Raw genomic sequence first — 23,618 nt, forward strand, 5'->3', positions numbered from 1 at the left:
CGACATGAGTACGATGGAAACGGCGAAAGCGCCGCAGGCAGCACAACAATCCGGATTGCTTCTGGATGTGAAAGATCTCCGCGTCACCTTTGCGACTCCCGATGGTGATGTGACTGCGGTCAACGATCTCAATTTTAATCTACGGGCGGGGGAAACCTTAGGCATCGTAGGCGAGTCCGGTTCCGGTAAGTCGCAAACCGCTTTTGCGCTGATGGGCCTGCTGGCCGCCAACGGCCGTATCGGGGGGTCAGCGACCTTTAACGGGAAGCAGATCCTTAACCTCCCGGAGCGCGAGCTGAATAAGCTGCGCGCCGAGCAGATCTCAATGATTTTTCAGGACCCGATGACGTCGCTTAATCCGTATATGCGGGTAGGCGAACAGCTGATGGAAGTCCTGATGCTGCATAAAGCGCTGAGCAAAGCCGAAGCCTTTGAAGAGTCGGTGAAAATGCTGGATGCGGTCAAAATGCCCGAGGCGCGCAAACGGATGAAAATGTATCCGCACGAGTTTTCCGGCGGGATGCGCCAGCGCGTCATGATTGCGATGGCGCTGCTGTGCCGGCCTAAGCTGCTGATTGCCGATGAGCCGACAACGGCGCTGGACGTGACCGTGCAGGCGCAAATAATGACATTGCTTAATGAGCTCAAGCGCGAGTTCAATACGGCGATCATTATGATTACCCACGATCTCGGCGTCGTCGCCGGGATCTGCGATAAGGTGCTGGTGATGTACGCCGGACGCACGATGGAATATGGTCAGGCGCGCGACGTCTTCTACCATCCCTCTCATCCTTATTCTATTGGCCTGCTCAATGCGGTCCCGCGCCTGGACGCAGAAGGCGATGCCCTGTTAACGATTCCGGGCAACCCGCCGAACCTGCTGCGTCTGCCGAAAGGCTGTCCATTCCAGCCGCGTTGCCCGCACGCGATGGAGATTTGCAATAGCGCTCCGCCTCTGGAGGAGTTTGCGCCGGGCCGCCTGCGCGCCTGCTTTCAACCGGTGGGGGATTTGCTATGAACGCCGTAACGGAACAAAGAAAAGTCCTGCTCGAAATCGCCGATCTGAAAGTGCACTTTGATATTAAAGACGGCAAACAGTGGTTCTGGCAGCCGTCGAAAACGCTGAAAGCGGTAGATGGCGTAACGCTGCGTCTGTATGAAGGGGAAACGCTGGGCGTGGTCGGGGAGTCCGGATGCGGAAAATCGACCTTCGCGCGCGCCATCATCGGTCTGGTGAAGGCTACCGACGGTAAAGTCGCCTGGTTAGGCAGAGATTTGCTGGGGATGAAGGCCGACGAGTGGCGCGACGTGCGCAGCGATATTCAGATGATCTTTCAGGATCCGCTGGCGTCGCTAAATCCGCGCATGACTATCGGGGAAATCATCGCCGAGCCGCTGCGCACCTATCATCCCAAAATGCCGCGTCAGGAAGTTCGCGATCGCGTTAAGGCGATGATGATGAAAGTGGGGCTGCTGCCGAACCTGATTAACCGCTATCCGCATGAATTCTCCGGCGGCCAGTGCCAGCGTATCGGTATCGCCCGCGCGCTAATTCTTGAACCGAAGCTCATTATTTGCGATGAGCCGGTGTCAGCGCTGGACGTGTCGATTCAGGCGCAGGTAGTGAATCTGCTGCAGCAGCTGCAGCGGGAAATGGGACTGTCGCTGATTTTTATCGCCCACGATCTGGCGGTCGTGAAGCATATCTCCGATCGCGTGCTGGTAATGTATCTTGGCCATGCCGTGGAGCTCGGCACCTATGATGAGGTGTATCATAATCCGCTGCATCCCTATACCAAAGCGCTGATGTCGGCGGTGCCGGTTCCGGACCCTGATAAGGAAAAGAATAAAACGATCCAGCTTCTGGAGGGGGAATTGCCATCGCCGATTAACCCGCCGTCGGGATGCGTATTCCGCACCAGATGCCCGATTGCCGGGCCGGAGTGCGCTAAGACGCGACCGGTGCTGGAGGGCAGTTTCCGCCATGCGGTTTCCTGCCTGAAGGTGGACCCGTTATAATCTCAGGGGCTGACGTTAGTCAGCCCTTTTTTTAGCGAGGTTAACGTGGCTTTTCATATTCACGCCGCTCGTCTGCGGCTGTATCATATACTCTTCGATCAAAACCGACGATCCGGTCGGCATTTCGAGGGACTTTGCGGCGTATTTGCCCTGCTTAGCGTGCTGGTGATATTTATCGAGTCCGGGCTCGGAACGCAATATCATCTGACCTTAGACGAATGGCATATTTTCGTCTGGCTCGAACTTGTCGTGACGGCGGTTTTTACCTTTGAGTATTTTCTGCGCATTATCAGTTGGCCGAATCCGCTAAAGTATATTTTCAGCTTCTGGGGCATTATTGACCTGGCCACCATTTTACCGCTTTACGTTATGTGGCTGTGGCCCGAGATCAGTATTGAGTACGTGTTTGCCTGGCGAGCCATGCGCGCTATTCGCGCGTTGCGTATCCTTAAGCTGCTGCGCTTTATGCCGTCGTTGAATATTTTCTGGGCTGCTATCGTCAGCGCTCGCCACCAGCTGATCCTGTTCTATTCTTTTGTTGCCATCGTCATGGTGATCTTTGGCTCCCTGATGTATCTGGTTGAGGGGCCGAGATACGGTTTTACTACGCTGAACGCGTCGGTTTACTGGGCGATAGTGACGATAACCACGGTAGGGTATGGCGATATTACGCCGCATACGCCGCTGGGGCGAATTTTAGCCTCCATTCTTATCTTAATTGGCTACTCGATTATTGCGATCCCCACCGGCTTAATTACCAGCCATATGACCACCGCATTTCAGAGTCGCCGGACTCAGCGCCAGTGCCCGCATTGCCAGCATAACGTTCATGAAAAAGACGCTCGCTACTGCAACGCCTGCGGCAGCGAACTGCCTGAATAACTAAAAAAGCCTGCCCTGGTTAACTCAGGCAGGCTTCTTCTTTTATATATAAGCTATTATGCTTAAGAAAGAGCTTATTCGCGCCACAGGATATGACAGAGCTTGTGGTCTTTTTCACGACACAGCAGCACGCGCGCGAAAATATCGTTAATTTCGCCGCCATCTTCATCGGCCAGACCAATGACCACTTCAGCGAAGAAGTCAGGGTTGAGGTCAAAATCGACGTGTTCTTCCCAGTCAGGCGCCGGATCGAAGAGCTCGGCGCCGCCGCGTTCTTCAAACTGCAGGTTGAACAGAATGACATCCGCCGGATCGAGGTTGTCGACGGCCAGTTCGAGGAAAATGTCGTAAGCCTGTTCAAGCGTTTCGTCTTCGGTCAGGCGATTGTTTAAATCCATATCCATGATTGCTACCCATTAAACATCTGATTGGCACGTTTTACAGCAACGGACTGAAGAAGTAAAACAGTCGCTCGGCGATCCGCTGCCACAGCGGACGTTTTAACCACAGCCTGGCGTCCAGCAGGCGCGAGCGGGAGATGTAATCGTCCTGCACCGCGGCCAGATCGCTGCCAAATCCGGCATCGTCAATCACCAGCGTAATCTCGAAGTTGAGCCACAGGCTGCGCATATCGAGGTTAACGGTGCCCACAAGGCTAAGTTCGCCGTCAACCAGCACGCTCTTAGTATGCAGCAGACCGCCTTCAAACTGGTAAATCTTTACCCCGGCAGCCAGCAGCTCGGTAAAGAAGGCGCGACTGGCCCAGCCCACCAGCAGCGAATCGTTCTTGCGCGGCAGGATAATGCTGACATCGACGCCGCGCTGGGCGGCAGTACAGATGGCATGCAAAAGGTCGTCGCTGGGCACAAAGTAGGGGGTCGTCATGATCAAATGCTCTTTGGCCGCGTAGGCGGCAGTCAACAGAGCCTGATGGATCAAATCTTCCGGAAAACCCGGACCCGAGGCGATAGTGTGAATTGTGTGCCCGCTGGCCTCTTCGAACGGCATAATGTTCGCGTCCGGCGGCGGCGGTAAAATACGTTTGCCGGTTTCAATCTCCCAGTCGCAGGAGTAGACAATGCCCATCGCTGTCGCTACCGGACCTTCCATTCGCGCCATCAGATCGATCCACTGGCCAACGCCGGAGTCCTGCTTAAAGAAACGCGGGTCGACCAGATTCATACTGCCGGTATAGGCAATATAGTTATCGATCATGACCATTTTACGATGCTGACGCAGGTCCATACGGCGCAGAAAGACGCGCATCAGGTTGACCTTCAGGGCTTCGACGACTTCAATGCCGGCATTACGCATCATGGCGGCCCAGGGACTACGGAAAAACGCCACGCTCCCGGCGGAGTCGAGCATCAGCCGGCAGTGTACGCCGCGCCTTGCCGCCGCCATCAATGACTCGGCGACCTGATCGGCCATGCCGCCGGGCTGCCAGATATAGAACACCATCTCAATATTGTGACGAGCGAGCTGGATATCGCGGATGAGCGCCTGCATGACGTCATCGGATTCGGTGAGCAGCTGGAGCTGATTGCCTTTGACGCCGCCAATGCCCTGCCGACGTTCGCAGAGCTTGAACAAGGATTCCGCGACCGGACTATTCTCCTCGGCAAAGATATGCTTGCAGGCTTTGAGATCCTTTAACCACTTGGCCGTTGAGGGCCACATGGCCCGCGCGCGTTCGGCGCGGCGTTTACCCAGATGCAGTTCGCCAAAAGAAAGATAGGCGATAATGCCCACCAGGGGAAGAATATAAATGACAAGCAGCCATGCCATCGCTGACGGGACCGCGCGCCTTTTCATTAATATCCGTAATGTTACACCGGCGATAAGTAGCCAGTAACCGAGTATAACCAGCCAGTTCACCACCGTGTAAAAGGTTGTCATAGATGAAAAATCCTTTTGAATGACTTGATGACATGAGTTTACGCATCATCATCCATCTGGCAAATAAAAACGCAGCGAAAGCGTTGGTTAGCCAGATTCATCGGTCTATAATGCAGGCTGTTTTTACTTGTAGAGTAGTTGCAATGAAGCGTAGTAGAACGGAAGTAGGGCGCTGGCGCATGCTTCGGCAGGTGAGTCGCCGTAAAGCACGCTGGCTGGAAGGCCAGTCGCGTCGTAATATGCGCATCCTCTCCATCAGAAAGGAGCTGGTTAAACGGCAACGTCACTCTCTGCTGTTCACCTTCTCTGAATGTTGAGAGTCGAAACAAAAGGCACCGCTCGCGGTGCCTCTGTTTTATCAGCGTTTCGTTCTTAGCATACATTCTTATACTGTCATCTCTCTTTCTTCTGCCGGCGAAACCCGGTTTCTCGCGGGCTCCTGCGTTATTGTTTGCATCAGCAGCGGCGGGCAGGAAGTCGCATCGCGCCATACCTCATAAGACAGGCCCAACGCGTATAAACGCAAAAAACGGGAAGTGCCATGCATCAGCACATGCTACTTATAATGTCCGTAAGGCGTCTATTATTGAGAGGTATCTATGAGTCAACTTTTTAGTCCGGTGCGAATCGGTAAGCTGGAACTTGAGAACCGTATTGTCATTGCGCCAATGTGCCAGTACTCCGCCGACAATGGCAAGGCGACGGCATGGCATCGTATCCACCTTGGACAGCTGGCTTTTTCCGGCGCGGGCTTACTGATTATCGAAGCCAGCGCTGTAGAGCCCGCCGGACGCATTACCCCGGCTGATTTAGGCTTATGGAATGACGAAACGGAAGCCGCATTACGCACCGTGCTGAACGATATCCGCCAGTACACTTCAATCCCCATCGGTATCCAGCTGGGCCATGCCGGACGAAAAGCCTCTTCCGCAGCCCCCTGGCTGGGGGGACACCAGCTGGCGCATGATTCCGGCGGATGGGACACGGTTGCGCCATCAGCGCTGGCCTATGGTGAAGGTGAACGACCTCCGGTTGAACTTACTCAGGACCACATGAAACGCATCAAGCAGTCATTCGTAGACAGCGCCAGACGCGCTGAGCGGATGGGTATTGAATTGATTGAACTGCATGCCGCGCATGGTTACCTGTTGCACCAGTTCCTTTCACCGCTCAGTAACCAGCGTACCGACGAATACGGCGGCTCGCTGGAGAACCGTTTGCGTTTTCCGCTCGAGATATTCCGGGCCATCCGTGAGGCCGTCAGTCAGGACATCGCGGTGGGCGTCCGACTTTCAGCAACAGACTGGGTGGATGGCGGCTGGGATAACGCACAATCGATTATCTTCAGCCAGCAGCTTGAGGCGCTTGGCTGCGACTATATTCATGTTTCCAGCGGCGGGCTGTCGCCTCATCAGGCAATTCAGGTGGGGCCCGGCTATCAGCTGCCGTTCGCGCGTGAAATCCGCGAGAAGGTGAATATCCCGGTGATCGGTGTGGGTCTGGTGACGGAAGCGCAGCAGGCGGAAGAGGCGCTACAAAATGGCGACGCCGACCTCATCGCCATTGCCCGCGCCGTGCTCTACAATCCGCACTGGCCATGGCATGCCGCGGCAGCCCTGGGCGCTCAGGTGAGCGTTCCGCCGCAGTATCTTCGCTCAGAACCGCATGGTCTTAAGGGAACGCTGAAGTCCAACAGGTAATTAACCATAGAAAGTCGGCGGTGCTGATGCACTGCCGGCAAATGGCTATCATCAGGGCGCGACCTAAAGAGATCGGAATGCAGAACCGGGGAAGTGGAGAGACATAAGGATGGCGACCATTCCGTACTCGCGTACTTAGAAACGTCCTCTAATGAACGATCGCCATAGATTAAATTTTAATCGCGTTCTTATTGCTTAAGCATTTTATAGGCTAAAACACTTTTTTATACGGTTTCACCGAGACTTTCTGATAAACCCCTGCGGCGATATAGGGATCGTCATTGGCCCATGATTGCGCCGCTTCCAGCGATTCAAATTCCGCAATGACCGTTGAGCCGGTGAAGCCCGCCGCGCCGGGTTCATTACTGTCTACGGCAGGCATTGGGCCGGCGGTCAGTAAACGACCTTCATCATGTAATAATTGCAAACGCGCCAGATGGGCGGGACGTACCGATGTCCGTTTTTCCAGAGAGTCGGCGATATCTTCAGCGTAGATAACGTAAAGCACGGCATGGCTCCTTATCAATAAATTGGCGAATCACGTTAAGTGAAACCGTCGTTGACTGCAATGCAAAGATGATCACGATCCCCAGAATGCCACGTCCCGGGGGCTTTTTGTCAGAAAACAGGGCAAATTTTGATACAAGCCAACAACCCTAGTTGAATATGATTGCTATTTGCATTTAAAATCGGGGCATCATTTTTCAACAGAAACGACTATGAGCGCAATGACCTTTGATTTACCTCGCCGCTTTCCGTGGCCTACGCTACTGTCTGTGGTTATCCACGGCAGTGTTATCGCGGGGTTGCTCTATACTTCGGTACATCAGGTTATTGAACGGCCGGCACCCTCACAGCCCATTGAAATCACTATGGTGACCCCGGCAGATCTGGAACCGCCTCAGGCGGCTCAGCCGGTCGTTGAGCCCGTTGTTGAACCGGAGCCAGAACCGGAACCGGAAGTGATGCCTGAACCGCCAAAAGAGGCGCCGGTTGTTATCCATAAACCAAAGCCAAAACCGAAGCCAAAGCCTAAACCGAAGCCGGAAAAAAAGGTCGAACAACCGAAGCGTGATGTAAAACCGGCGGAAACGCGCCCGGCCTCGCCGTTTGAAAATACAAATACGGCGCCGGCGCGCACCGCGCCGAGCACCTCAGCCGCGACCGCTAAACCCACCGTGACGGTGCCTTCCGGGCCGCGGGCGCTAAGCCGCGGAGAGCCGATCTATCCGAATCGTGCCCAGGCGCTGCGCCTTGAAGGAACCGTGCGGGTTAAGTTTGACGTCACGCCGGACGGGCGCGTGGACAACGTACAGATCCTCTCCGCCCAGCCTGCCAATATGTTTGAGCGTGAAGTGAAAAACGCTTTACGTAAATGGCGCTATGAACCGGGCAAACCGGGAACCGGCATTACCATGACCATTCAGTTCCGTCTGAAAGGCGTACAAATTAGCTAACCCTCAAAAACAAGGCCCCTTACGGGGCCTTATCCATGAACACCTCATCAAGCGCTTTCTGCGCCGTCACCAGATGCTGTCCGCCAAACAGAATTGCCCGATTCAGCAGCGTATAGAGCTGGTAGATGGGCTGCCGCTCGAGAAAGCCGGACGGCAGCGGCGATACGGACTGATAGCCGTCATAGATTTGCGGCGGCTGTTCCGGATGCAGCGGGAGCATCGCCAAATCGCATTCGCGATCGCCCCAGTAGCAGGCAGGGTCGAAAATATAGGGCCCGTTTGGCCCGAGCGCGCAGTTACCGGACCATAAGTCACCGTGAAGCAGCGACGGCTGCGGCTGATGACTGCTCAGCCGTTGCTGAACAATATCAACAAGATGATCGATATCACCAAAATGCAGGCCTTTCTCGGCGGCGAGTTCCAGCTGCCAGCCGATGCGCTGTTCGGCAAAGAACGTGGACCAGCGACGCTGCCAGGCGTTCGGCTGGGGGGTGGTGGAGAGGTCGTTGTCAAAATCCAGACCAAACTGAGGTTGGTCGCTCCACTGATGTAAATGGGCAATTTGCTGGCCTAACAGGAAAGCGTTGTGCGCATCCAGCGGGCGAGGAGGGAGGTATTCCATCACCAGAAAGCTGTAATCTCGATCGCTGCCCACGGCAAAAACCTGCGGTACGTTCACCGTTTTACTGCGCGACAGTAGTTCAAGCTGGTCTGCCTCGGCCGTGAAGATGGGTAAAAGCTCGCGTTCGTCGCATTTTACGAAGTAATCTCGCCCGCCATAGCGTAAATGCCAGGCCGCGTGTATCTCTCCACCGGGTAGTTCGTTTCGCAGTTCGATTTCAGCTGCTTCGGTATGCAAATCGCGTAACAAATTGCTGATAGCTTGCCACATGCCGTCTCTCCCCATGTTTTCCAACATTTCATAAGGTTAGCGCATAAACCCGGCGTAAAACTCGAACTGACGCACAACTGGACGTTTTCCGTTGCGTCAATCGCACTTATTGAGCTTTTAACCACTCGCTGAATGTGACCACGGTGACGTCGACGGGTCTTCCCAGCGCGGTTTCGGCTAAACCTGCGCTTAAGGCGTTGACTTCCTCGGCATTCTGCATAGAAAGCAGGCCGAAGGTGTTGGTGCCGAGCTCGTGGACGTTCCCTTCATCATCGTTTAAGACGAGGGTAAATCCGGCGCGGGTGAGGTGATTACTGAGTTCGTTAATTTCCGTTAACGTCTCTTCGTGAAAACGAACCGTGACGATCCAGGCAATAATTTCGCTACTCATTTTTCACCCCGTTGTTATCCATGGCATTTTTAGCATAGACCATCATGCTGATTTGGCGACTCCCTCTGTCTTCCCAGAGGGAGCGAAGGCGTTATCAACCGCGCAGATAGTTGTAGATTTTTTGCGTATTATCCAGCGAGCAAAGGCGGGTGCCCTGATTGATGGTTGCCGCACTACCCGCCGCAACGCCAAAGCGAACCATATCTTCAAGCGAGGCGTTTTCCGCCAGCCTTAAGGTCATTGCGCCGACCATACTGTCACCGGCGCCGACGGTGCTCTGGCTTTTCATCGGCGGCGGTACCACCTGAACGCTACCCTGGGCATCAACGCCGAGCGCACCCTGGGCACCGAGGGAGACGACGACGCGCTGGACTTTGCCCGACCGAATGAGCTCCTGCGCCGCAAGACGCACATCATCCGGCTGGCTCAGATCGCGCTGTACCAGCGCGCTAAGCTCTTTCTGGTTCGGCTTAACCAGCTCGATATTGCCGACATCAAGCGCTGCGGCGAGCGCGTCACCGGAACTATCAACAATACAGCGCAATCCATGCTGCTGAGCGTTTTTGACCAGCTGCGTCAGGTTATCGACGCTGATGCCGGGCGGGAGACTTCCGCTAATCACCAGCAGGGAACCCGGGGCGATGGCGAGGACCTTTTCCTCAAGGAGCCGGAGCTCCTCCTTAGTTAACGCTGCGCCCGGCATCACGAAACGATATTGCTCGCCGCTGGCGTTCACATGCACGTGAAGATTCTGCCGCGTCCAGTCATGGGTCTCTACCGTATCGACGGGAACATGTTCATCCGTCAGCAGCGCCGTCAGGTGTTCGCCTGTCGCCCCGCCGACGGGAAAGATGGCTGTGGCGCTGCCGCCAAGAAAAGTGATGGCTCGCGCAACGTTAATTCCGCCGCCGCCGGGTTCAAACACGGGAGCGCTACAGCGCAGTTTGCCTTCCGGGTAAATTTGCGGGGTCTGGGTTGCGCTATCGAGCGAGGGGGCTAACGTGAGCGTATAGATTTTGGTCATCCAGTTTCCTCCATAATACGAATTTAGCTGCTCTGGTTTTAAGCATGGCACTTAAAGGAGGGAAGGGGAAGCGACGGGCCACTTATACAACGCAACCTCTTTTTATCTTTATGAAATAAAAATTGTTTTGAGAAGCGTCTTATACAAAAAATGAAAGAGTAATTGATTGCTAAGTTAATCGTGCTTTTTTATAATTTACTCCCTTTCTTAGGACCGGCTATCCGCGATCCTCGCGAAAGCTCCCGGGACCCTCCAGGTCTCCTTATAGGTTGTACGGACTTAAAATTAAATGAAGCTTTTGAAGACAGTACCCGCAGCGGCGTTGCTCGCGGGAGGGCTTTTTGCGTCTGCGTGCGCAATGGCCGATGATTCCGTTTTTACTGTCATGGATGACCCATCTTCTGCTAAAAAACCTTTCGAAGGTACTGTTAACGCCGGTTATCTGGCGCAGTCCGGCAATACGAAAAGTTCCTCAATGACCGCCGACTCCACGTTGACCTGGTATGGCAATACCACCGCATGGTCGCTGTGGGGGAATGCCAGCAATACGTCGTCAAACGATCAGCGCTCTTCGGAAAGGTACGCGGTGGGGGGACGTAGTCGTTACAACCTGACTGACCAGAACTATATATTTGGCCAGGCCAGCTGGCTGACGGATCGTTACAATGGTTATCAGCAGCGGGATGTGTTTACCGCAGGTTATGGTCGACAGATTATGAACGGACCGGTGCACAGTCTGCGTTTTGAATTTGGTCCTGGCGTACGCTACGACGAGTATACCGACGGTGATACTGATACTCAGCCGTTGGGCTATGCTTCCGGCACTTACGCCTGGCAGATGACCGATAACGCCAAATTTACGCAAGGTGTTTCGGTATTCGGCGCTGAAGATACGACGCTGAACTCCGAAAGCGCGCTGAACGTTGCCATTAATGCTCACTTTGCCCTCAAGGTCGCCTATAACCTGACGTGGAACTCTGAGCCGCCGTCATCGGCGCCGGAACACACCGATCGCCGTACCACGCTATCGCTCGGTTATAAAATGTAATATTTCAGGCCAGATATTCTGGCCTGATTGTTTTAAATTTGGCAATAAGTGACATTATTATTTTTGGTCTCTCGTTTTGTTTTTTATAAAAAGAAATCGTCTTCATAATTTCCCCACAATTGCTATTTTGCTGACAAATATGCAGTTAATTTGACACGAAAAGATAAATATTGGGTCGGACAAAAATGTGATCTGGATCTATACTGTTGCACACAGGCGGCGATAACGACGCCGTTCTATTTATCTGAAACAAATAAGAGAATGACTATCATGAGAAATAGCAAAATCGCACTCGCGGCCGTGATGCTGTGCACGCTGTCTTTTGGCGCATTTGCCGCCGCTCCCGCACCGCAGCCGGGTAATAACGAGCATACCCAAGTTGGTATCGCCAAAGCTACCGATGTCGAAGCAGGCTCCAACATAGCGCCGGGCTCACAGTCTACCGGGCAGTCAATGAATGATGCTTTTGATGTTCATAAACTTGTCGCCGGCGAATGGTCCTGATATTTCATTGTTCTTGAACATCATCCTTTAATTATTTCGTGAAGCAGCAAACCGGGTAATGCCGTACCGGTTTTGCTTTCCGCACTTTGTGTTAAACATGCATAATTGATGTGAAAGCATAAATATTCTTTATGCGTCATATCGTCCTGCCGCGCTCTTTTGCCGCACGGTTCCGCAGCAATTACGCTGGGTTTGTTGCGCCGCGACCTTTTTTTTCCATCAGCAATAACCATTTAGTCTCATGTGACTTTTATCACGCACTAATGATGTGTAAACTAACCGTCGGTGTTATCAACAGGCGGCTGCAGGTGGGTACGCGTCGGTGAACGAGCGTGCACATATTTTCGCAGAGTGAAGCGGGAACTGGGCCTGAACGTGTTGATAATTATGATTATATTGTTTTGTATGTGCTCTTTCGTGCGGGGCACCACTGCAAATAAGGACATGAAATGCCTGTAATTACGCTTCCTGATGGCAGCCAACGCCATTTTGATCACGCTGTGAGCCCGATGGACGTCGCTCTGGATATTGGCCCCGGTCTGGCGAAAGCCACCATCGCCGGCCGCGTCAACGGCGAACTGGTTGACGCCTGCGACTTAATTGAAAACGACGCGACGCTCTCTATCATCACCGCGAAAGATGAAGATGGACTTGAGATTATTCGTCACTCCTGTGCGCACCTTTTGGGGCACGCGATTAAACAGCTGTGGCCAAATACCAAGATGGCGATCGGCCCGGTTGTCGACAACGGTTTCTACTATGATGTCGATCTGGACCATACCCTGACCCAGGAAGATATCGACGCGCTCGAAAAACGTATGCACGAGCTCGCCGAGAAAAACTACGACGTCATTAAGAAAAAAGTCAGCTGGCACGAAGCGCGTGAAACCTTCGTGAAGCGCGGCGAGAGCTATAAAGTCTCCATTCTTGATGAAAACATTGCGCATGATGACAAACCCGGTTTGTATCATCATGAAGAGTATGTCGACATGTGCCGTGGGCCGCACGTGCCGAATATGCGTTTCTGTCATCATTTCAAACTGATGAAGACCGCTGGCGCCTACTGGCGCGGCGATAGCAACAATAAAATGCTGCAGCGCATCTACGGAACCGCATGGGCAGATAAAAAAGCCTTAAATGCCTATCTGCAGCGTCTGGAAGAAGCCGCTAAGCGCGATCACCGTAAAATCGGTAAGCAGCTCGACCTGTATCATATGCAGGAAGAGGCGCCGGGCATGGTGTTCTGGCATAACGACGGCTGGACTATCTTCCGCGAACTGGAAACTTTTGTGCGTTCTAAGCTGAAAGAGTACCAGTATCAGGAAGTTAAAGGCCCGTTTATGATGGACCGCGTGCTGTGGGAAAAAACCGGCCACTGGGACAACTATAAAGATGCGATGTTCACCACTTCTTCCGAGAACCGTGAATACTGCATCAAGCCGATGAACTGCCCGGGCCACGTGCAGATCTTCAACCAGGGGCTGAAATCCTATCGCGATCTGCCGCTGCGTATGGCTGAATTCGGTAGCTGCCATCGTAATGAGCCGTCAGGCGCGCTGCATGGCCTGATGCGCGTACGTGGCTTTACTCAGGATGACGCCCATATCTTCTGTACTGAAGATCAGGTTCGCGATGAAGTGAACGCCTGTATTCGCATGGTCTACGATATGTACAGCACCTTTGGCTTCGAGAAAATCGTCGTCAAGCTGTCGACTCGCCCGGAAAAACGCATCGGTAGCGATGAGACATGGGATCGTGCTGAAGCGGATCTGGCCGTGGCGCTGGAAGAGAACAACATCCCGTTTGAGTATCAGCTGGGTGAAGGCGCGTTCTACGGTCCGAAAATTGAATTTACCCTGTATGACTGCCTCGATCGTGCATGGCAGTGCGGTACTGTACAGCTGGACTTCTCCCTGCCGCAGCGTTTAAGCGCCTCTTATGTGGGTGAAAATAACGAACGACAGGTACCGGTAATGATTCACCGCGCGATTCTTGGTTCGCTGGAGCGCTTTATTGGCATCCTGACCGAAGAGTTTGCGGGCTTCTTCCCCAGCTGGCTGGCGCCGGTGCAGGTTGTGGTCATGAATATTACCGATTCTCAGGCTGAATACGTTAACGAATTGACGCGTAAACTACAAAATGCGGGCATTCGCGTAAAAGCAGACTTGAGAAATGAGAAGATAGGCTTTAAAATCCGCGAGCACACTTTACGTCGTGTCCCTTACATGTTGGTCTGTGGCGACAAAGAGGTAGAAGCCGGCAAAGTTGCCGTGCGTACCCGTCGTGGCAAAGACTTGGGCAGCCTGGACGTAAATGAAGTTATCGAGAAGCTGCAACAAGAGATTCGCAGCCGCAGTCTAAAACAACTGGAGGAATAAGGTATTAAAGGCGGAAAACGAGTTCAAACGGCACGTCCGAATCGTATTAATGGCGAGATTCGCGCCCTGGAAGTTCGCTTAACTGGTCTGGAAGGCGAAGCTTTGGGTATTGTGAGTCTGAGAGAAGCGATCGAAAAAGCTGAAGAAGCTGGAGTAGATTTAGTTGAAATCAGCCCTAACGCCGAACCGCCAGTTTGTCGTATCATGGACTACGGCAAGTTCCTTTATGAAAAGAGCAAGTCTTCTAAGGAACAGAAGAAAAAGCAAAAAGTTATCCAGGTTAAGGAAATTAAGTTCCGTCCTGGCACCGACGATGGCGATTATCAGGTAAAACTCCGCAGCCTGATTCGCTTTCTGGAAGATGGCGATAAGGCCAAGATCACGCTGCGTTTTCGCGGCCGTGAGATGGCCCACCAACAGATCGGTATGGAAGTGCTTACCCGCGTCCGTGACGATCTGAGTGAACTGGCAGTAGTCGAATCCTTCCCAACGAAGATCGAAGGCCGCCAGATGATCATGGTGCTCGCTCCTAAGAAGAAACAGTAAGGCCTTCAAGTAGCAATGTCTGTGGAGCCTGCGGGTTCCGCAGCCGTTGTTCGCCTATGTTTCGTTTATTAACAATGCGAAGTGGAAGTTATTAAAATGCCAAAAATTAAGACCGTACGCGGTGCTGCTAAGCGCTTCAAAAAAACCGGTAAAGGTGGTTTTAAGCACAAGCACGCTAACCTGCGTCACATTCTGACCAAAAAAGCTACCAAGCGTAAACGTCACCTGCGTCCGAAAGCCATGGTTTCTAAAGGCGATCTGGGCCTGGTCATCGCGTGCCTGCCGTACGCATAAGTCGTTAACCCTTTTAACTTTTTAATTAGAATAGATACAGGAGAGCACATATGGCTCGCGTAAAACGTGGTGTAGTTGCCCGTGCACGTCACAAGAAAATTTTGAAACAAGCTAAAGGCTACTACGGTGCGCGTTCTCGCGTATACCGCGTTGCCTTCCAGGCTGTTATCAAAGCTGGTCAGTACGCTTATCGTGACCGTCGTCAGAAAAAGCGTCAGTTCCGTCAACTGTGGATTGCGCGTATCAACGCAGCAGCACGTCAGAACGGTATTTCTTACAGCAAATTCATCAACGGCCTGAAAAAAGCCTCTGTTGAAATCGACCGTAAGATCCTGGCTGACATCGCCGTATTCGACAAATTAGCGTTCACCGCGCTGGTCGAAAAAGCGAAAGCAGCTCTGGCATAAGCCAGTTGAAAGAGGGAGCTTGTCTCCCTCTTTTCGTTTCAAGACTATCAATACATTGACTTTTATCCGCGTAAGCTTTTCAATATCGATCTTACGTTTTTTAGCAGACAAGGTAATGCAAGCATGAATGCTGCTATTTTCCGCTTCTTTTTTTACTTTAGCACCTGAACTCAGGAGGCTAGCGCGTGAAAGAAGAAACGGAAAACAGCGCCAAAAAGCCTCCCACTGTGGAGGCTTTTTTTGTATCTGAACTGGCTTGTTCTATTTCAAGCTCCAGACGTGTGGATTGACCGGGTCATTCGGTCAAATGGCGAATGACCCGCCGTCTGCGGCTCGAAATAGTGAAAGCAAAATAATAACCATAACCGGTGTCTGCACCGACATAATGAGGAAAACCATGTCACATCTCGCAGAGCTGGTTGCCAGTGCGAAGGCAGCCATTAACGAGGCATCAGATGTTGCTGCGCTGGACAACGTCCGCGTGGAATACCTGGGTAAAAAAGGGCTCCTGACCCTTCAGATGACGACCCTGCGTGAGCTGCCTGCTGAAGAGCGCCCGGCAGCCGGCGCGGTTATCAACGAAGCGAAAGAGCAGGTCCAGCAGGCGCTTAACGCGCGTAAGTCAGATCTTGAAAGCGCCGCTCTTAACGCGCGCCTGGCCTCGGAGACCATCGATGTCTCTCTGCCGGGGCGTCGTATTGAGAACGGTGGCCTGCATCCGGTGACCCGTACCATCGATCGTATTGAAAGTTTCTTCGGTGAGCTCGGCTTTACCGTCGCGACTGGCCCGGAAATCGAAGATGACTACCACAACTTCGATGCGCTGAATATTCCTGGCCACCATCCGGCACGCGCTGACCACGACACTTTCTGGTTTGATGCCACGCGCCTGCTGCGTACGCAAACCTCAGGCGTGCAGATCCGCACCATGGCTAACCAGCAGCCGCCGATCCGCATTATTGCGCCAGGCCGCGTCTATCGTAACGACTACGATCAGACCCATACCCCAATGTTCCATCAGATGGAAGGCCTGATCGTTGATACCAACATCAGCTTTACCAACCTGAAGGGAACGCTGCACGATTTCCTGCGTAACTTCTTTGAAGAAGATCTGCAGATTCGTTTTCGTCCGTCCTATTTCCCGTTCACCGAGCCATCGGCCGAAGTCGACGTTATGGGGAAAAACGGGAAATGGCTGGAAGTGCTCGGCTGCGGGATGGTGCATCCAAACGTACTGCGCAACGTGGGTATCGATCCGGAAATCTATTCCGGCTTTGCCTTCGGCATGGGTATGGAGCGTCTGACCATGCTGCGCTACGGCGTGACCGACTTACGCGCGTTCTTCGAAAACGATCTGCGTTTCCTCAAACAGTTTAAATAAGGGCAGGACAGAACAATGAAATTCAGTGAACTGTGGTTACGCGAGTGGGTTAACCCAGCTATCGATAGCGAAGCGCTGTCGGACCAGATAACGATGGCCGGCCTTGAGGTTGACGGCGTTGAGCCGGTTGCGGGCAGCTTCAACGGCGTTGTCGTTGGGGAAGTGGTTGAGTGCGCTCAACACCCTAATGCTGACAAACTGCGCGTCACAAAAATTAACGTCGGCGGCGAACGCCTGCTGGACATCGTCTGCGGCGCGCCAAACTGCCGTCAGGGCCTGAAGGTTGCCGTTGCAACCATCGGTGCCGTACTGCCGGGCGATTTTAAAATTAAAGCGGCAAAGCTGCGCGGCGAGCCGTCGGAAGGCATGCTGTGCTCCTTCTCCGAGCTGGGGATCTCCGACGATCACAGCGGTATTATTGAACTGCCCGCCGACGCGCCGCTGGGTACCGATATCCGCGAATACCTGAAGCTCGACGATAACACTATCGAAATCAGCGTCACGCCGAACCGTGCCGACTGCCTGGGTATTATCGGCATTGCCCGCGATGTCGCCGTGCTCAACAAGGCGCCATTGAATGTCCCGGAAATGGCCCCGGTTGCCGCGACCATCGACGACGTTCTGCCAATTCAGGTCGATGCGCCGGAAGCATGCCCGCGCTACCTGGGCCGTGTGGTAAAAGGCATTAATGTCAAAGCGCCGACGCCGTTATGGATGAAAGAGAAGCTGCGCCGCTGCGGCATTCGCTCCATCGATGCCGTGGTTGACGTGACCAACTACGTTCTGCTCGAGCTCGGCCAGCCGATGCACGCCTTCGATAAAGACCGCATTGAAGGCGGAATTATCGTGCGTATGGCGCATGAAGGCGAAACCCTGGTCCTGCTCGACGGCTCCGAGGCTAAGCTGGATACCGATACTCTGGTTATTGCTGACCACCAGAAAGCCCTGGCTATGGGCGGAATTTTCGGCGGCGAGCACTCCGGCGTAAACGATGAAACGCAAAACGTTCTGCTGGAATGCGCGTTCTTCAGCCCGCTGTCCATTACCGGTCGCGCCCGTCGCCATGGTCTGCATACCGATGCTTCCCACCGCTACGAGCGCGGCGTGGACTCCGCGCTGCAGTATCAGGCAATGGAGCGCGCAACCCGCCTGCTGATGGATATTTGCGGCGGTGAAGCGGGCCCGATTATTGACGTGACCAATGAAGCGACTCTGCCGAAGCCTGCGACCATCCGCCTTCGCCGCAGCAAACTGGATCGTTTGATTGGCCATCACATTGAAGATGCGCAGGTTAGCGACATTCTGCGTCGTCTGGGCTGTGAAGTTACCGAAGGCCAGGATGAGTGGCATGCCGTGGCGCCGAGCTGGCGTTTCGACATGGAGATCGAAGAAGACCTGGTCGAAGAGGTTGCCCGCGTCTATGGCTATAACAATATTCCTGATGAACCGGTACAAGCGGGCCTGATTATGGGCACTCACCGCGAAGCGGATCTGTCGCTTAAGCGCGTGAAAACGCTGCTCAACGACAAAGGCTATCAGGAAGTGATTACCTACAGCTTTGTTGATCCGAAAGTACAGCAGTGGATCCACGCCGGCGAGGAAGCGCTGATTCTGCCGAGCCCGATCTCCAGCGAAATGTCGGCGATGCGTCTGTCATTGTGGACCGGTCTGCTCGGGACGGTGGTCTACAACCAGAATCGCCAGCAGAGTCGCGTCCGCATCTTTGAGAGCGGCCTACGATTTGTTCCCGATACGCAGGCCCCGCTGGGTATTCGCCAGGACGTGATGCTGGCTGGCGTAATCTGCGGTAACCGCTATGAAGAACACTGGAACCTGGCAAAAGAAACCGTCGATTTCTATGATTTAAAAGGCGATCTGGAGTCCGTTCTCGACCTCACGGGTAAACTGTCCGACATCGAATTCCGCATCGAAGCCAATAATGCGCTTCATCCGGGCCAGTCGGCGGCGATTTATCTGAAAGGTGAACGTATTGGTTTTATTGGGGTTGTTCATCCCGAGCTGGAACGTAAACTGGATCTGAACGGCCGCACGTTGGTGTTCGAGCTGGAGTGGAACAAGCTTGCAGACCGCGTGGTGCCTCAGGCGCGTGAAGTTTCTCGCTTCCCGGCGAACCGTCGCGACATCGCTGTCGTTGTGGCAGAAAACGTTCCCGCAGCCGATGTTTTAGCCGAGTGTAAGAAAGTTGGCGTAAATCAGGTAGTTGGCGTAAACTTATTTGACGTGTACCGCGGCAAGGGCGTAGCGGAAGGTTTCAAAAGCCTCGCTATCAGCCTTATCCTCCAGGATACCAGCCGTACACTCGAAGAAGAGGAGATTGCCGCTACCGTCGCCAAATGTGTAGAGGCATTGAAAGAGCGATTCCAGGCATCATTGAGGGATTGAACCTATGGCGCTTACAAAAGCTGAAATGTCAGAATATCTGTTTGATAAGCTTGGGCTTAGCAAGCGGGATGCCAAAGAGCTGGTAGAGTTGTTTTTCGAAGAAGTCCGTCGCGCTCTGGAAAACGGAGAGCAGGTAAAACTCTCCGGGTTCGGCAACTTCGATTTGCGAGATAAAAACCAACGCCCGGGCCGTAACCCGAAAACGGGAGAGGATATTCCTATTACAGCCCGGCGTGTGGTGACCTTCAGACCCGGACAGAAGTTAAAAAGCCGTGTCGAAAACGCTTCACCCAGAGAGAAATGATCTGGACTGACTAATCAAAAAGGCCGCTATGCGGCCTTTTTTCTTTTCCTGGCCGAATACCGTAAAATCAATCACATCCTTTTTCTCAACTCAGAAATCTATGCTGACCTTTGCTCAAACTCAACGGCGCCGCAACCGGCGCTGGCTTGCGGTATTAACGTTGCTGCTGCTGGTCACATCGACCATCAGCCTGTGCGCGGGCGACCAGTGGATTGGCCCCGGTGAATGGTTTAGCGCCAAAGGCGAGCTGTTTATCTGGCAGATTCGTTTGCCGCGCACCCTGGCCGTCCTGCTGGTGGGCGCGGCGCTGGCGCTGTCCGGCGCGATTATGCAGGCGCTGTTTGAAAACCCGCTGGCGGAGCCCGGGCTGCTGGGGGTATCAAACGGCGCTGGGGTTGGCCTGATAGCCGCCGTGTTGCTGGGAAAAGGGCTGCTTCCGGGCTGGGCGCTGGGGCTGTGCGCCATCGCTGGCGCGCTGGTCATTACCTTTATTTTACTGCGTTTTGCCAGGCGGCATCTCTCGACCAGCCGCCTGCTGCTGGCGGGCGTGGCGCTCGGTATCATATGCAGCGCGCTGATGACCTGGGCGGTCTACTTCTCAACCTCTTTCGATCTCCGCCAGCTGATGTACTGGATGATGGGCGGCTTTGGCGGCGTGGACTGGCAGCAGCTGTGGCTGATGCTGGCCCTGCTGCCTGTGCTGGCCTGGGTGTGCCTGCAATCGCAGCCTCTTAATCTGTTAGCGCTGGGGGAGGTTTCCGCACGCCAGCTGGGGCTACCGCTGTGGCTATGGCGTAAAGTGCTGGTGGTGGCGACCGGCTGGCTGGTGGGCGTCAGCGTGGCGCTGGCCGGCGCGATCGGCTTTATTGGTCTGGTTATCCCGCATATTCTGCGCTTATGTGGCTTAAGCGATCACCGCGCGCTGCTTCCGGCCTGTTTGTTAGCGGGGGCCAGCGCGCTGCTGGGCGCGGATATTATCGCGCGTCTGGCGCTTTCGGCGGCGGAATTGCCGATTGGCGTGGTCACCGCCACCCTGGGAGCGCCGGTGTTTATCTGGTTATTGCTGAAATCAGGCCGCCCGCAGTGAGGGGCGGCCGTAAGTGGTTGATAGTATTACCAGCCCTTAATCGCATCGCCTTTGTAGACTTCCGCTGCCTTGTCGGCAACCTGCTGAGTCTGGAAGGCCTCTTTCAGCTCCTGGACTTTTTTGCTGTCTTTATTATCTTCGCGCGCAACAATGGCGTTGACGTACGGCGAGTCCGGGCCTTCCATAAATAGCCCATCGCGGGCAGCCGAGAGACCGGCCTGAGCGGAGAAGTTGGTGTTGATGATCGACAGGGCGACGTTCGGGTCATCAAGCGTACGGGTCAGCTGCGGCGTGTCGACTTCCACGATTTTCAACTGCTTAGGATTGTCGATAATGTCCAGCGTCGTCGGCAGGTAGCCTGTACCCTCTTTCAGCTTGATTAAACCTTGCGCCTGCAGCAGCAGCAGGCTGCGGCCCAGGGTTGTGGTTTCGTTAGAGATGGAAATCGTCGCGCCGTCAGGCAGTTCGCTGATATTTTTGATTTTCTTCGAGTAGGCGGCGATCGGGAAGACGAAGGTTTTACCGACAATGGCAAACTTATAGCCGCGCTCTTTTGATTGTGCCTCAAGGTAAGGCAGCGTCTGGAAGGCGTTAGCATCGACGTCTTTATTGTTCAGGGCTTCGTTCGGCAGAACGTAATCATTAAATGAGATTACCTCGACGTCGAGGTTGTATTTCTCTTTGGCCACCTGTTCTACGACTTTCCAGATAGCCTCATCCGGCCCGGTATTAATGGCGACTTTAATCTTATTATCTTCATCCGGCGAGCAGGCCGAAAGCAGCGTAACGGAGGCCGCGATTAACACCGCGCTAAACATCTTCTTCATCAATAAAACTCTCTTAAATTAACAATTAACGAAATGCTATTACATCAATCCACCACTGTACACTGAATTGCGCGCTCCCGGTGTTGAGATGAATTCATGTTGTGCTGCCTGTTACATCAAGAGACACTCCCGGGGGATTCAAAGTAGAATGACCCAGTCTGAATCCGCTACAGTAGATAGGGATCACCTGAAGCAGTAACCGGTATATTCACAGAGGGAAGGCTATGCAACACGATATTCTCAATACTGAAGTCACCACCATCGATGGTGAGAAAACAACGCTCACCCCGTGGGCAGGCAACGTCCTGTTGATTGTCAACGTCGCGTCAAAGTGCGGCCTGACGCCGCAGTATGAGCAGCTGGAGGCGCTGCAAAAAGATTTAGAAAGCGAAGGTTTTAGCGTACTGGGCTTTCCGTGCAACCAGTTTCTGGGTCAGGAGCCGGGTAGCGAAGAAGAGATTAAAACGTTCTGTAGCACGACTTACGGCGTGACATTCCCGATGTTCAGCAAAATTGACGTCAACGGCGAACATCGCGCGCCTCTGTACCAGAAGCTGGTTGAGGCCGCCCCGCAGGCTATCGCCCCGGAAGGCAGCGGTTTTTATGAGCGCATGGCCAGCAAAGGCAGAGCGCCGCTGTACGTGGATGATATTCTGTGGAATTTTGAAAAATTCCTCATCGGCCGCGATGGTCAGGTCATCGGCCGTTTCTCACCGGATATGACGCCGGATGATCCGCAGCTGGTGGCCGCTATTAAAGGAGCTTTAGCCAAATAATGCCGTTTTTGATGCAGCTACAGGATGTAGAAGAGGCGGGGCGGCTGGCGCCGTTTTCAGCCGATATCCGGCCGGGAGAGATCGTTCATCTGGTGGGGCCAAACGGGGCGGGGAAAAGCACGTTGCTGGCGCGTATGGCGGGGCTCTCTACCGGCCCGGGCCAGGTAAAACTGAATGGACGCCCGCTGAATGACTGGCTGGCGCAGGAGCTGGCGCGTCATCGGGCCTATTTAAGCCAGCACCAGATGCCGCCTTTCGCCATGCCGGTCTGGCATTATCTGTCGCTGCATCTCCAGGACGACGCGCACAACGGGCTACTGACGACCATCGCGGAGAAGCTGGGCTTAGGCGACAAGCTGGGGCGCCAGGTGAATCACATCTCCGGCGGGGAGTGGCAGCGCGTGCGCCTGGCGGCGGTAATACTGCAGATTCATCGTCAGGCTAACGCGTCCGGACAGTTGCTATTGCTGGATGAACCGATGAACAGCCTGGACGTGGCGCAGCAGGCCGCACTGGACCGATTGTTAAGCGAACTCTGCGCCTCGGGGATTGCCGTCGTGATGAGCAGCCACGACCTGAATCATACCCTCCGACACGCCCATCGCTCCTGGCTTATCTGCCGGGGGGAGACGATCGCCTGCGGCAGCACCGCCGAGGTATTAAGCGAAGAGAATTTAACCGCCGCCTATGCCATGGACTTCCAGCGGGTCGAGGTGGCGGGTCATCTTATGCTCGTTGCGTCACAGTAGCACGCAGTCAGCTTGCCAGCGAATTAATAAACAAGGTAAATTATCCTGCTATCAGGATAGGGAACAGAGGATTCGTCTGAGATGCGTTTTTGGCTCGTTTTGTGTGTTGCGTTATTTCTGGCGGGTTGTAGCAGCCACCGGGCGCCGCCGCCCAATCCACGGCTTGCTGATTCGATTACCGTTGTTGCTAACCTGAATGAGCAGCTAAGGAGCTGGCGGGGAGCGCCGTATCGCTACGGCGGCATGTCGCCGCGCGGCGTTGATTGCTCCGGGTTTGTGCTGATGACCTTCCGCGATAAGTTCGCGCTGCAGCTGCCGCGCGAAACGCGTGAGCAGGCGGAGATCGGCACGAAAATCGATAAGAGCGAACTGCTGCCCGGCGATCTGGTCTTCTTCAAGACCGGTTCCGGAGAGAGCGGTCTGCACGTCGGTATTTACGACACGGATAACCAGTTTATCCACGCCTCCACCAGCCAGGGCGTGACGCGATCGTCGCTGGATAATGTCTACTGGCATAAAAAATTCTGGCAGGCGCGAAGGATCTAGCCTCGATACGTCAAAGCGTAGCGTGGCGTTTTCTTGCCCGGCGGCGGTAACGCCTTACCGGGCAGCGCCACAACGCCCGTCTTGTCTTTTATCGCAATAACCCA

General features: G+C 54.0%; 28 protein-coding genes and 1 other annotated feature. Of the genes, 20 read left to right on the top strand and 8 right to left on the bottom strand.

Features of this window, described 5'->3' with window-relative positions:
• Positions 1–4 precede the first annotated feature (4 nt).
• From F8562_RS18520 to F8562_RS18530, 3 genes are read left to right on the top strand one after another with little or no spacing between them, the layout of a single operon-like run.
• Complete coding sequence (locus F8562_RS18520) at positions 5–1,018, top strand: ABC transporter ATP-binding protein (RefSeq protein WP_004851823.1); 1,014 nt, start codon at positions 5–7, stop codon at positions 1,016–1,018.
• On the top strand, positions 1,015–2,019 hold the full coding sequence (gene oppF, locus F8562_RS18525; RefSeq protein WP_004851821.1) for a murein tripeptide/oligopeptide ABC transporter ATP-binding protein OppF: 1,005 nt from the start codon (positions 1,015–1,017) through the stop codon (positions 2,017–2,019). The genes F8562_RS18520 and oppF overlap by 4 nt, the downstream gene beginning before the upstream one ends.
• Positions 2,020–2,064: 45 nt before the next feature.
• Complete coding sequence (locus F8562_RS18530) at positions 2,065–2,901, top strand: ion transporter (RefSeq protein WP_014838749.1); 837 nt, start codon at positions 2,065–2,067, stop codon at positions 2,899–2,901.
• A 74-nt stretch (positions 2,902–2,975) separates the two neighbouring features.
• Here F8562_RS18530 and F8562_RS18535 read toward each other — a convergent pair whose 3' ends face one another.
• Both F8562_RS18535 and cls read right to left on the bottom strand, forming a co-directional pair.
• Positions 2,976–3,305 (bottom strand): HI1450 family dsDNA-mimic protein, encoded by a 330-nt coding sequence (locus F8562_RS18535; RefSeq protein WP_004103097.1) that lies wholly within the window; start codon positions 3,303–3,305, stop codon positions 2,976–2,978.
• Positions 3,306–3,339: 34 nt separating this feature from the next.
• Positions 3,340–4,800 (bottom strand): cardiolipin synthase, encoded by a 1,461-nt coding sequence (cls, locus tag F8562_RS18540; protein WP_009653730.1) that lies wholly within the window; start codon positions 4,798–4,800, stop codon positions 3,340–3,342.
• A gap of 143 nt (positions 4,801–4,943) precedes the next feature.
• Between cls and F8562_RS18545 the strand changes: the two genes are divergently transcribed.
• Positions 4,944–5,117, top strand: a complete 174-nt coding sequence (locus F8562_RS18545) for a YciY family protein (protein ID WP_004851815.1) — start codon at positions 4,944–4,946, stop codon at positions 5,115–5,117.
• A gap of 282 nt (positions 5,118–5,399) precedes the next feature.
• Entirely contained in the window at positions 5,400–6,500 is a 1,101-nt protein-coding gene (locus tag F8562_RS18550) for an NADH:flavin oxidoreductase/NADH oxidase (RefSeq protein WP_014838747.1), read from the top strand.
• Between the two features lie 211 nt (positions 6,501–6,711).
• Here the strand turns inward: F8562_RS18550 and F8562_RS18555 are convergent, their stop codons facing one another.
• Positions 6,712–7,008: a YciI family protein gene (locus F8562_RS18555; protein ID WP_004103089.1), complete on the bottom strand. Its 297-nt coding sequence runs from the start codon at positions 7,006–7,008 to the stop codon at positions 6,712–6,714.
• A 211-nt stretch (positions 7,009–7,219) separates the two neighbouring features.
• Between F8562_RS18555 and tonB the strand changes: the two genes are divergently transcribed.
• On the top strand, positions 7,220–7,957 hold the full coding sequence (gene tonB, locus F8562_RS18560; protein WP_014229734.1) for a TonB system transport protein TonB: 738 nt from the start codon (positions 7,220–7,222) through the stop codon (positions 7,955–7,957).
• Positions 7,958–7,976: 19 nt separating this feature from the next.
• Here the strand turns inward: tonB and F8562_RS18565 are convergent, their stop codons facing one another.
• From F8562_RS18565 to pfkB, 3 genes are all read right to left on the bottom strand, one after another.
• Positions 7,977–8,849, bottom strand: coding sequence for a fructosamine kinase family protein (locus tag F8562_RS18565; protein WP_004851808.1), 873 nt, complete (start codon positions 8,847–8,849; stop codon positions 7,977–7,979).
• A gap of 106 nt (positions 8,850–8,955) precedes the next feature.
• A complete protein-coding gene (gene ghoS / locus F8562_RS18570) occupies positions 8,956–9,240 on the bottom strand; it encodes a type V toxin-antitoxin system endoribonuclease antitoxin GhoS (protein WP_151891932.1) in 285 nt (94 codons plus the stop codon).
• A gap of 94 nt (positions 9,241–9,334) precedes the next feature.
• Positions 9,335–10,264 (bottom strand): 6-phosphofructokinase II, encoded by a 930-nt coding sequence (gene pfkB, locus F8562_RS18575; protein WP_014229733.1) that lies wholly within the window; start codon positions 10,262–10,264, stop codon positions 9,335–9,337.
• Positions 10,265–10,553: 289 nt separating this feature from the next.
• Between pfkB and F8562_RS18580 the strand changes: the two genes are divergently transcribed.
• Positions 10,554–11,312 (top strand): YdiY family protein, encoded by a 759-nt coding sequence (locus F8562_RS18580; protein ID WP_004851801.1) that lies wholly within the window; start codon positions 10,554–10,556, stop codon positions 11,310–11,312.
• A 270-nt stretch (positions 11,313–11,582) separates the two neighbouring features.
• Positions 11,583–11,816: a hypothetical protein gene (locus F8562_RS18585; RefSeq protein ID WP_004851800.1), complete on the top strand. Its 234-nt coding sequence runs from the start codon at positions 11,583–11,585 to the stop codon at positions 11,814–11,816.
• A 20-nt stretch (positions 11,817–11,836) separates the two neighbouring features.
• Here the strand turns inward: F8562_RS18585 and F8562_RS18590 are convergent, their stop codons facing one another.
• Positions 11,837–12,049 (bottom strand): hypothetical protein, encoded by a 213-nt coding sequence (locus F8562_RS18590; protein WP_071881738.1) that lies wholly within the window; start codon positions 12,047–12,049, stop codon positions 11,837–11,839.
• A 216-nt stretch (positions 12,050–12,265) separates the two neighbouring features.
• Here F8562_RS18590 and thrS point away from each other — a divergent pair, with 216 nt between their 5' ends.
• From thrS to btuC, 9 genes are all read left to right on the top strand, one after another.
• The gene (gene thrS, locus F8562_RS18595) at positions 12,266–14,194 is read left to right on the top strand and encodes a threonine--tRNA ligase (RefSeq protein ID WP_004102966.1); all 1,929 of its coding nucleotides are present in this window, start codon (positions 12,266–12,268) and stop codon (positions 14,192–14,194) included.
• A 3-nt stretch (positions 14,195–14,197) separates the two neighbouring features.
• On the top strand, positions 14,198–14,740 hold the full coding sequence (gene infC, locus F8562_RS18600) for a translation initiation factor IF-3 (protein WP_052746887.1): 543 nt from the start codon (positions 14,198–14,200) through the stop codon (positions 14,738–14,740).
• Between the two features lie 96 nt (positions 14,741–14,836).
• Positions 14,837–15,034, top strand: a complete 198-nt coding sequence (rpmI, locus tag F8562_RS18605) for a 50S ribosomal protein L35 (protein WP_001124225.1) — start codon at positions 14,837–14,839, stop codon at positions 15,032–15,034.
• 50 nt (positions 15,035–15,084) lie between these two features.
• Positions 15,085–15,441, top strand: a complete 357-nt coding sequence (gene rplT / locus F8562_RS18610; RefSeq protein WP_004102963.1) for a 50S ribosomal protein L20 — start codon at positions 15,085–15,087, stop codon at positions 15,439–15,441.
• Positions 15,442–15,559: 118 nt separating this feature from the next.
• Positions 15,560–15,685, top strand: a sequence feature (Phe leader region).
• The gene (gene pheM / locus F8562_RS29315; protein WP_001386830.1) at positions 15,565–15,609 is read left to right on the top strand and encodes a pheST operon leader peptide PheM; all 45 of its coding nucleotides are present in this window, start codon (positions 15,565–15,567) and stop codon (positions 15,607–15,609) included. It overlaps the preceding feature by 45 nt.
• Before the next feature lie 153 nt (positions 15,686–15,838).
• Positions 15,839–16,822: a phenylalanine--tRNA ligase subunit alpha gene (gene pheS, locus F8562_RS18620; protein WP_004851795.1), complete on the top strand. Its 984-nt coding sequence runs from the start codon at positions 15,839–15,841 to the stop codon at positions 16,820–16,822.
• Positions 16,823–16,837: 15 nt separating this feature from the next.
• A complete protein-coding gene (pheT, locus tag F8562_RS18625; RefSeq protein ID WP_014229730.1) occupies positions 16,838–19,225 on the top strand; it encodes a phenylalanine--tRNA ligase subunit beta in 2,388 nt (795 codons plus the stop codon).
• Positions 19,226–19,229: 4 nt separating this feature from the next.
• A complete protein-coding gene (gene ihfA, locus F8562_RS18630; RefSeq protein WP_004851790.1) occupies positions 19,230–19,529 on the top strand; it encodes an integration host factor subunit alpha in 300 nt (99 codons plus the stop codon).
• 100 nt (positions 19,530–19,629) lie between these two features.
• Positions 19,630–20,616 carry a vitamin B12 ABC transporter permease BtuC gene (gene btuC / locus F8562_RS18635; protein WP_009653750.1) on the top strand — a complete coding sequence of 329 codons (987 nt, stop codon included), beginning with the start codon at positions 19,630–19,632 and terminating at the stop codon, positions 20,614–20,616.
• Positions 20,617–20,642: 26 nt separating this feature from the next.
• Here the strand turns inward: btuC and F8562_RS18640 are convergent, their stop codons facing one another.
• A complete protein-coding gene (locus F8562_RS18640; RefSeq protein ID WP_014229729.1) occupies positions 20,643–21,443 on the bottom strand; it encodes a MetQ/NlpA family ABC transporter substrate-binding protein in 801 nt (266 codons plus the stop codon).
• 224 nt (positions 21,444–21,667) lie between these two features.
• Between F8562_RS18640 and F8562_RS18645 the strand changes: the two genes are divergently transcribed.
• From F8562_RS18645 to F8562_RS18655, 3 genes are all read left to right on the top strand, one after another.
• Positions 21,668–22,219: a glutathione peroxidase gene (locus F8562_RS18645; RefSeq protein WP_014229728.1), complete on the top strand. Its 552-nt coding sequence runs from the start codon at positions 21,668–21,670 to the stop codon at positions 22,217–22,219.
• Complete coding sequence (gene btuD / locus F8562_RS18650) at positions 22,219–22,968, top strand: vitamin B12 ABC transporter ATP-binding protein BtuD (RefSeq protein WP_014229727.1); 750 nt, start codon at positions 22,219–22,221, stop codon at positions 22,966–22,968. The genes F8562_RS18645 and btuD overlap by 1 nt, the downstream gene beginning before the upstream one ends.
• An 81-nt stretch (positions 22,969–23,049) precedes the next feature.
• On the top strand, positions 23,050–23,514 hold the full coding sequence (locus F8562_RS18655) for an NlpC/P60 family protein (protein WP_014229726.1): 465 nt from the start codon (positions 23,050–23,052) through the stop codon (positions 23,512–23,514).
• Positions 23,515–23,618 lie beyond the last annotated feature (104 nt).

The organism is Klebsiella sp. RCJ4 (assembly GCF_009025755.1).
In the GTDB taxonomy this organism is placed as follows: domain Bacteria; phylum Pseudomonadota; class Gammaproteobacteria; order Enterobacterales; family Enterobacteriaceae; genus Klebsiella; species Klebsiella michiganensis.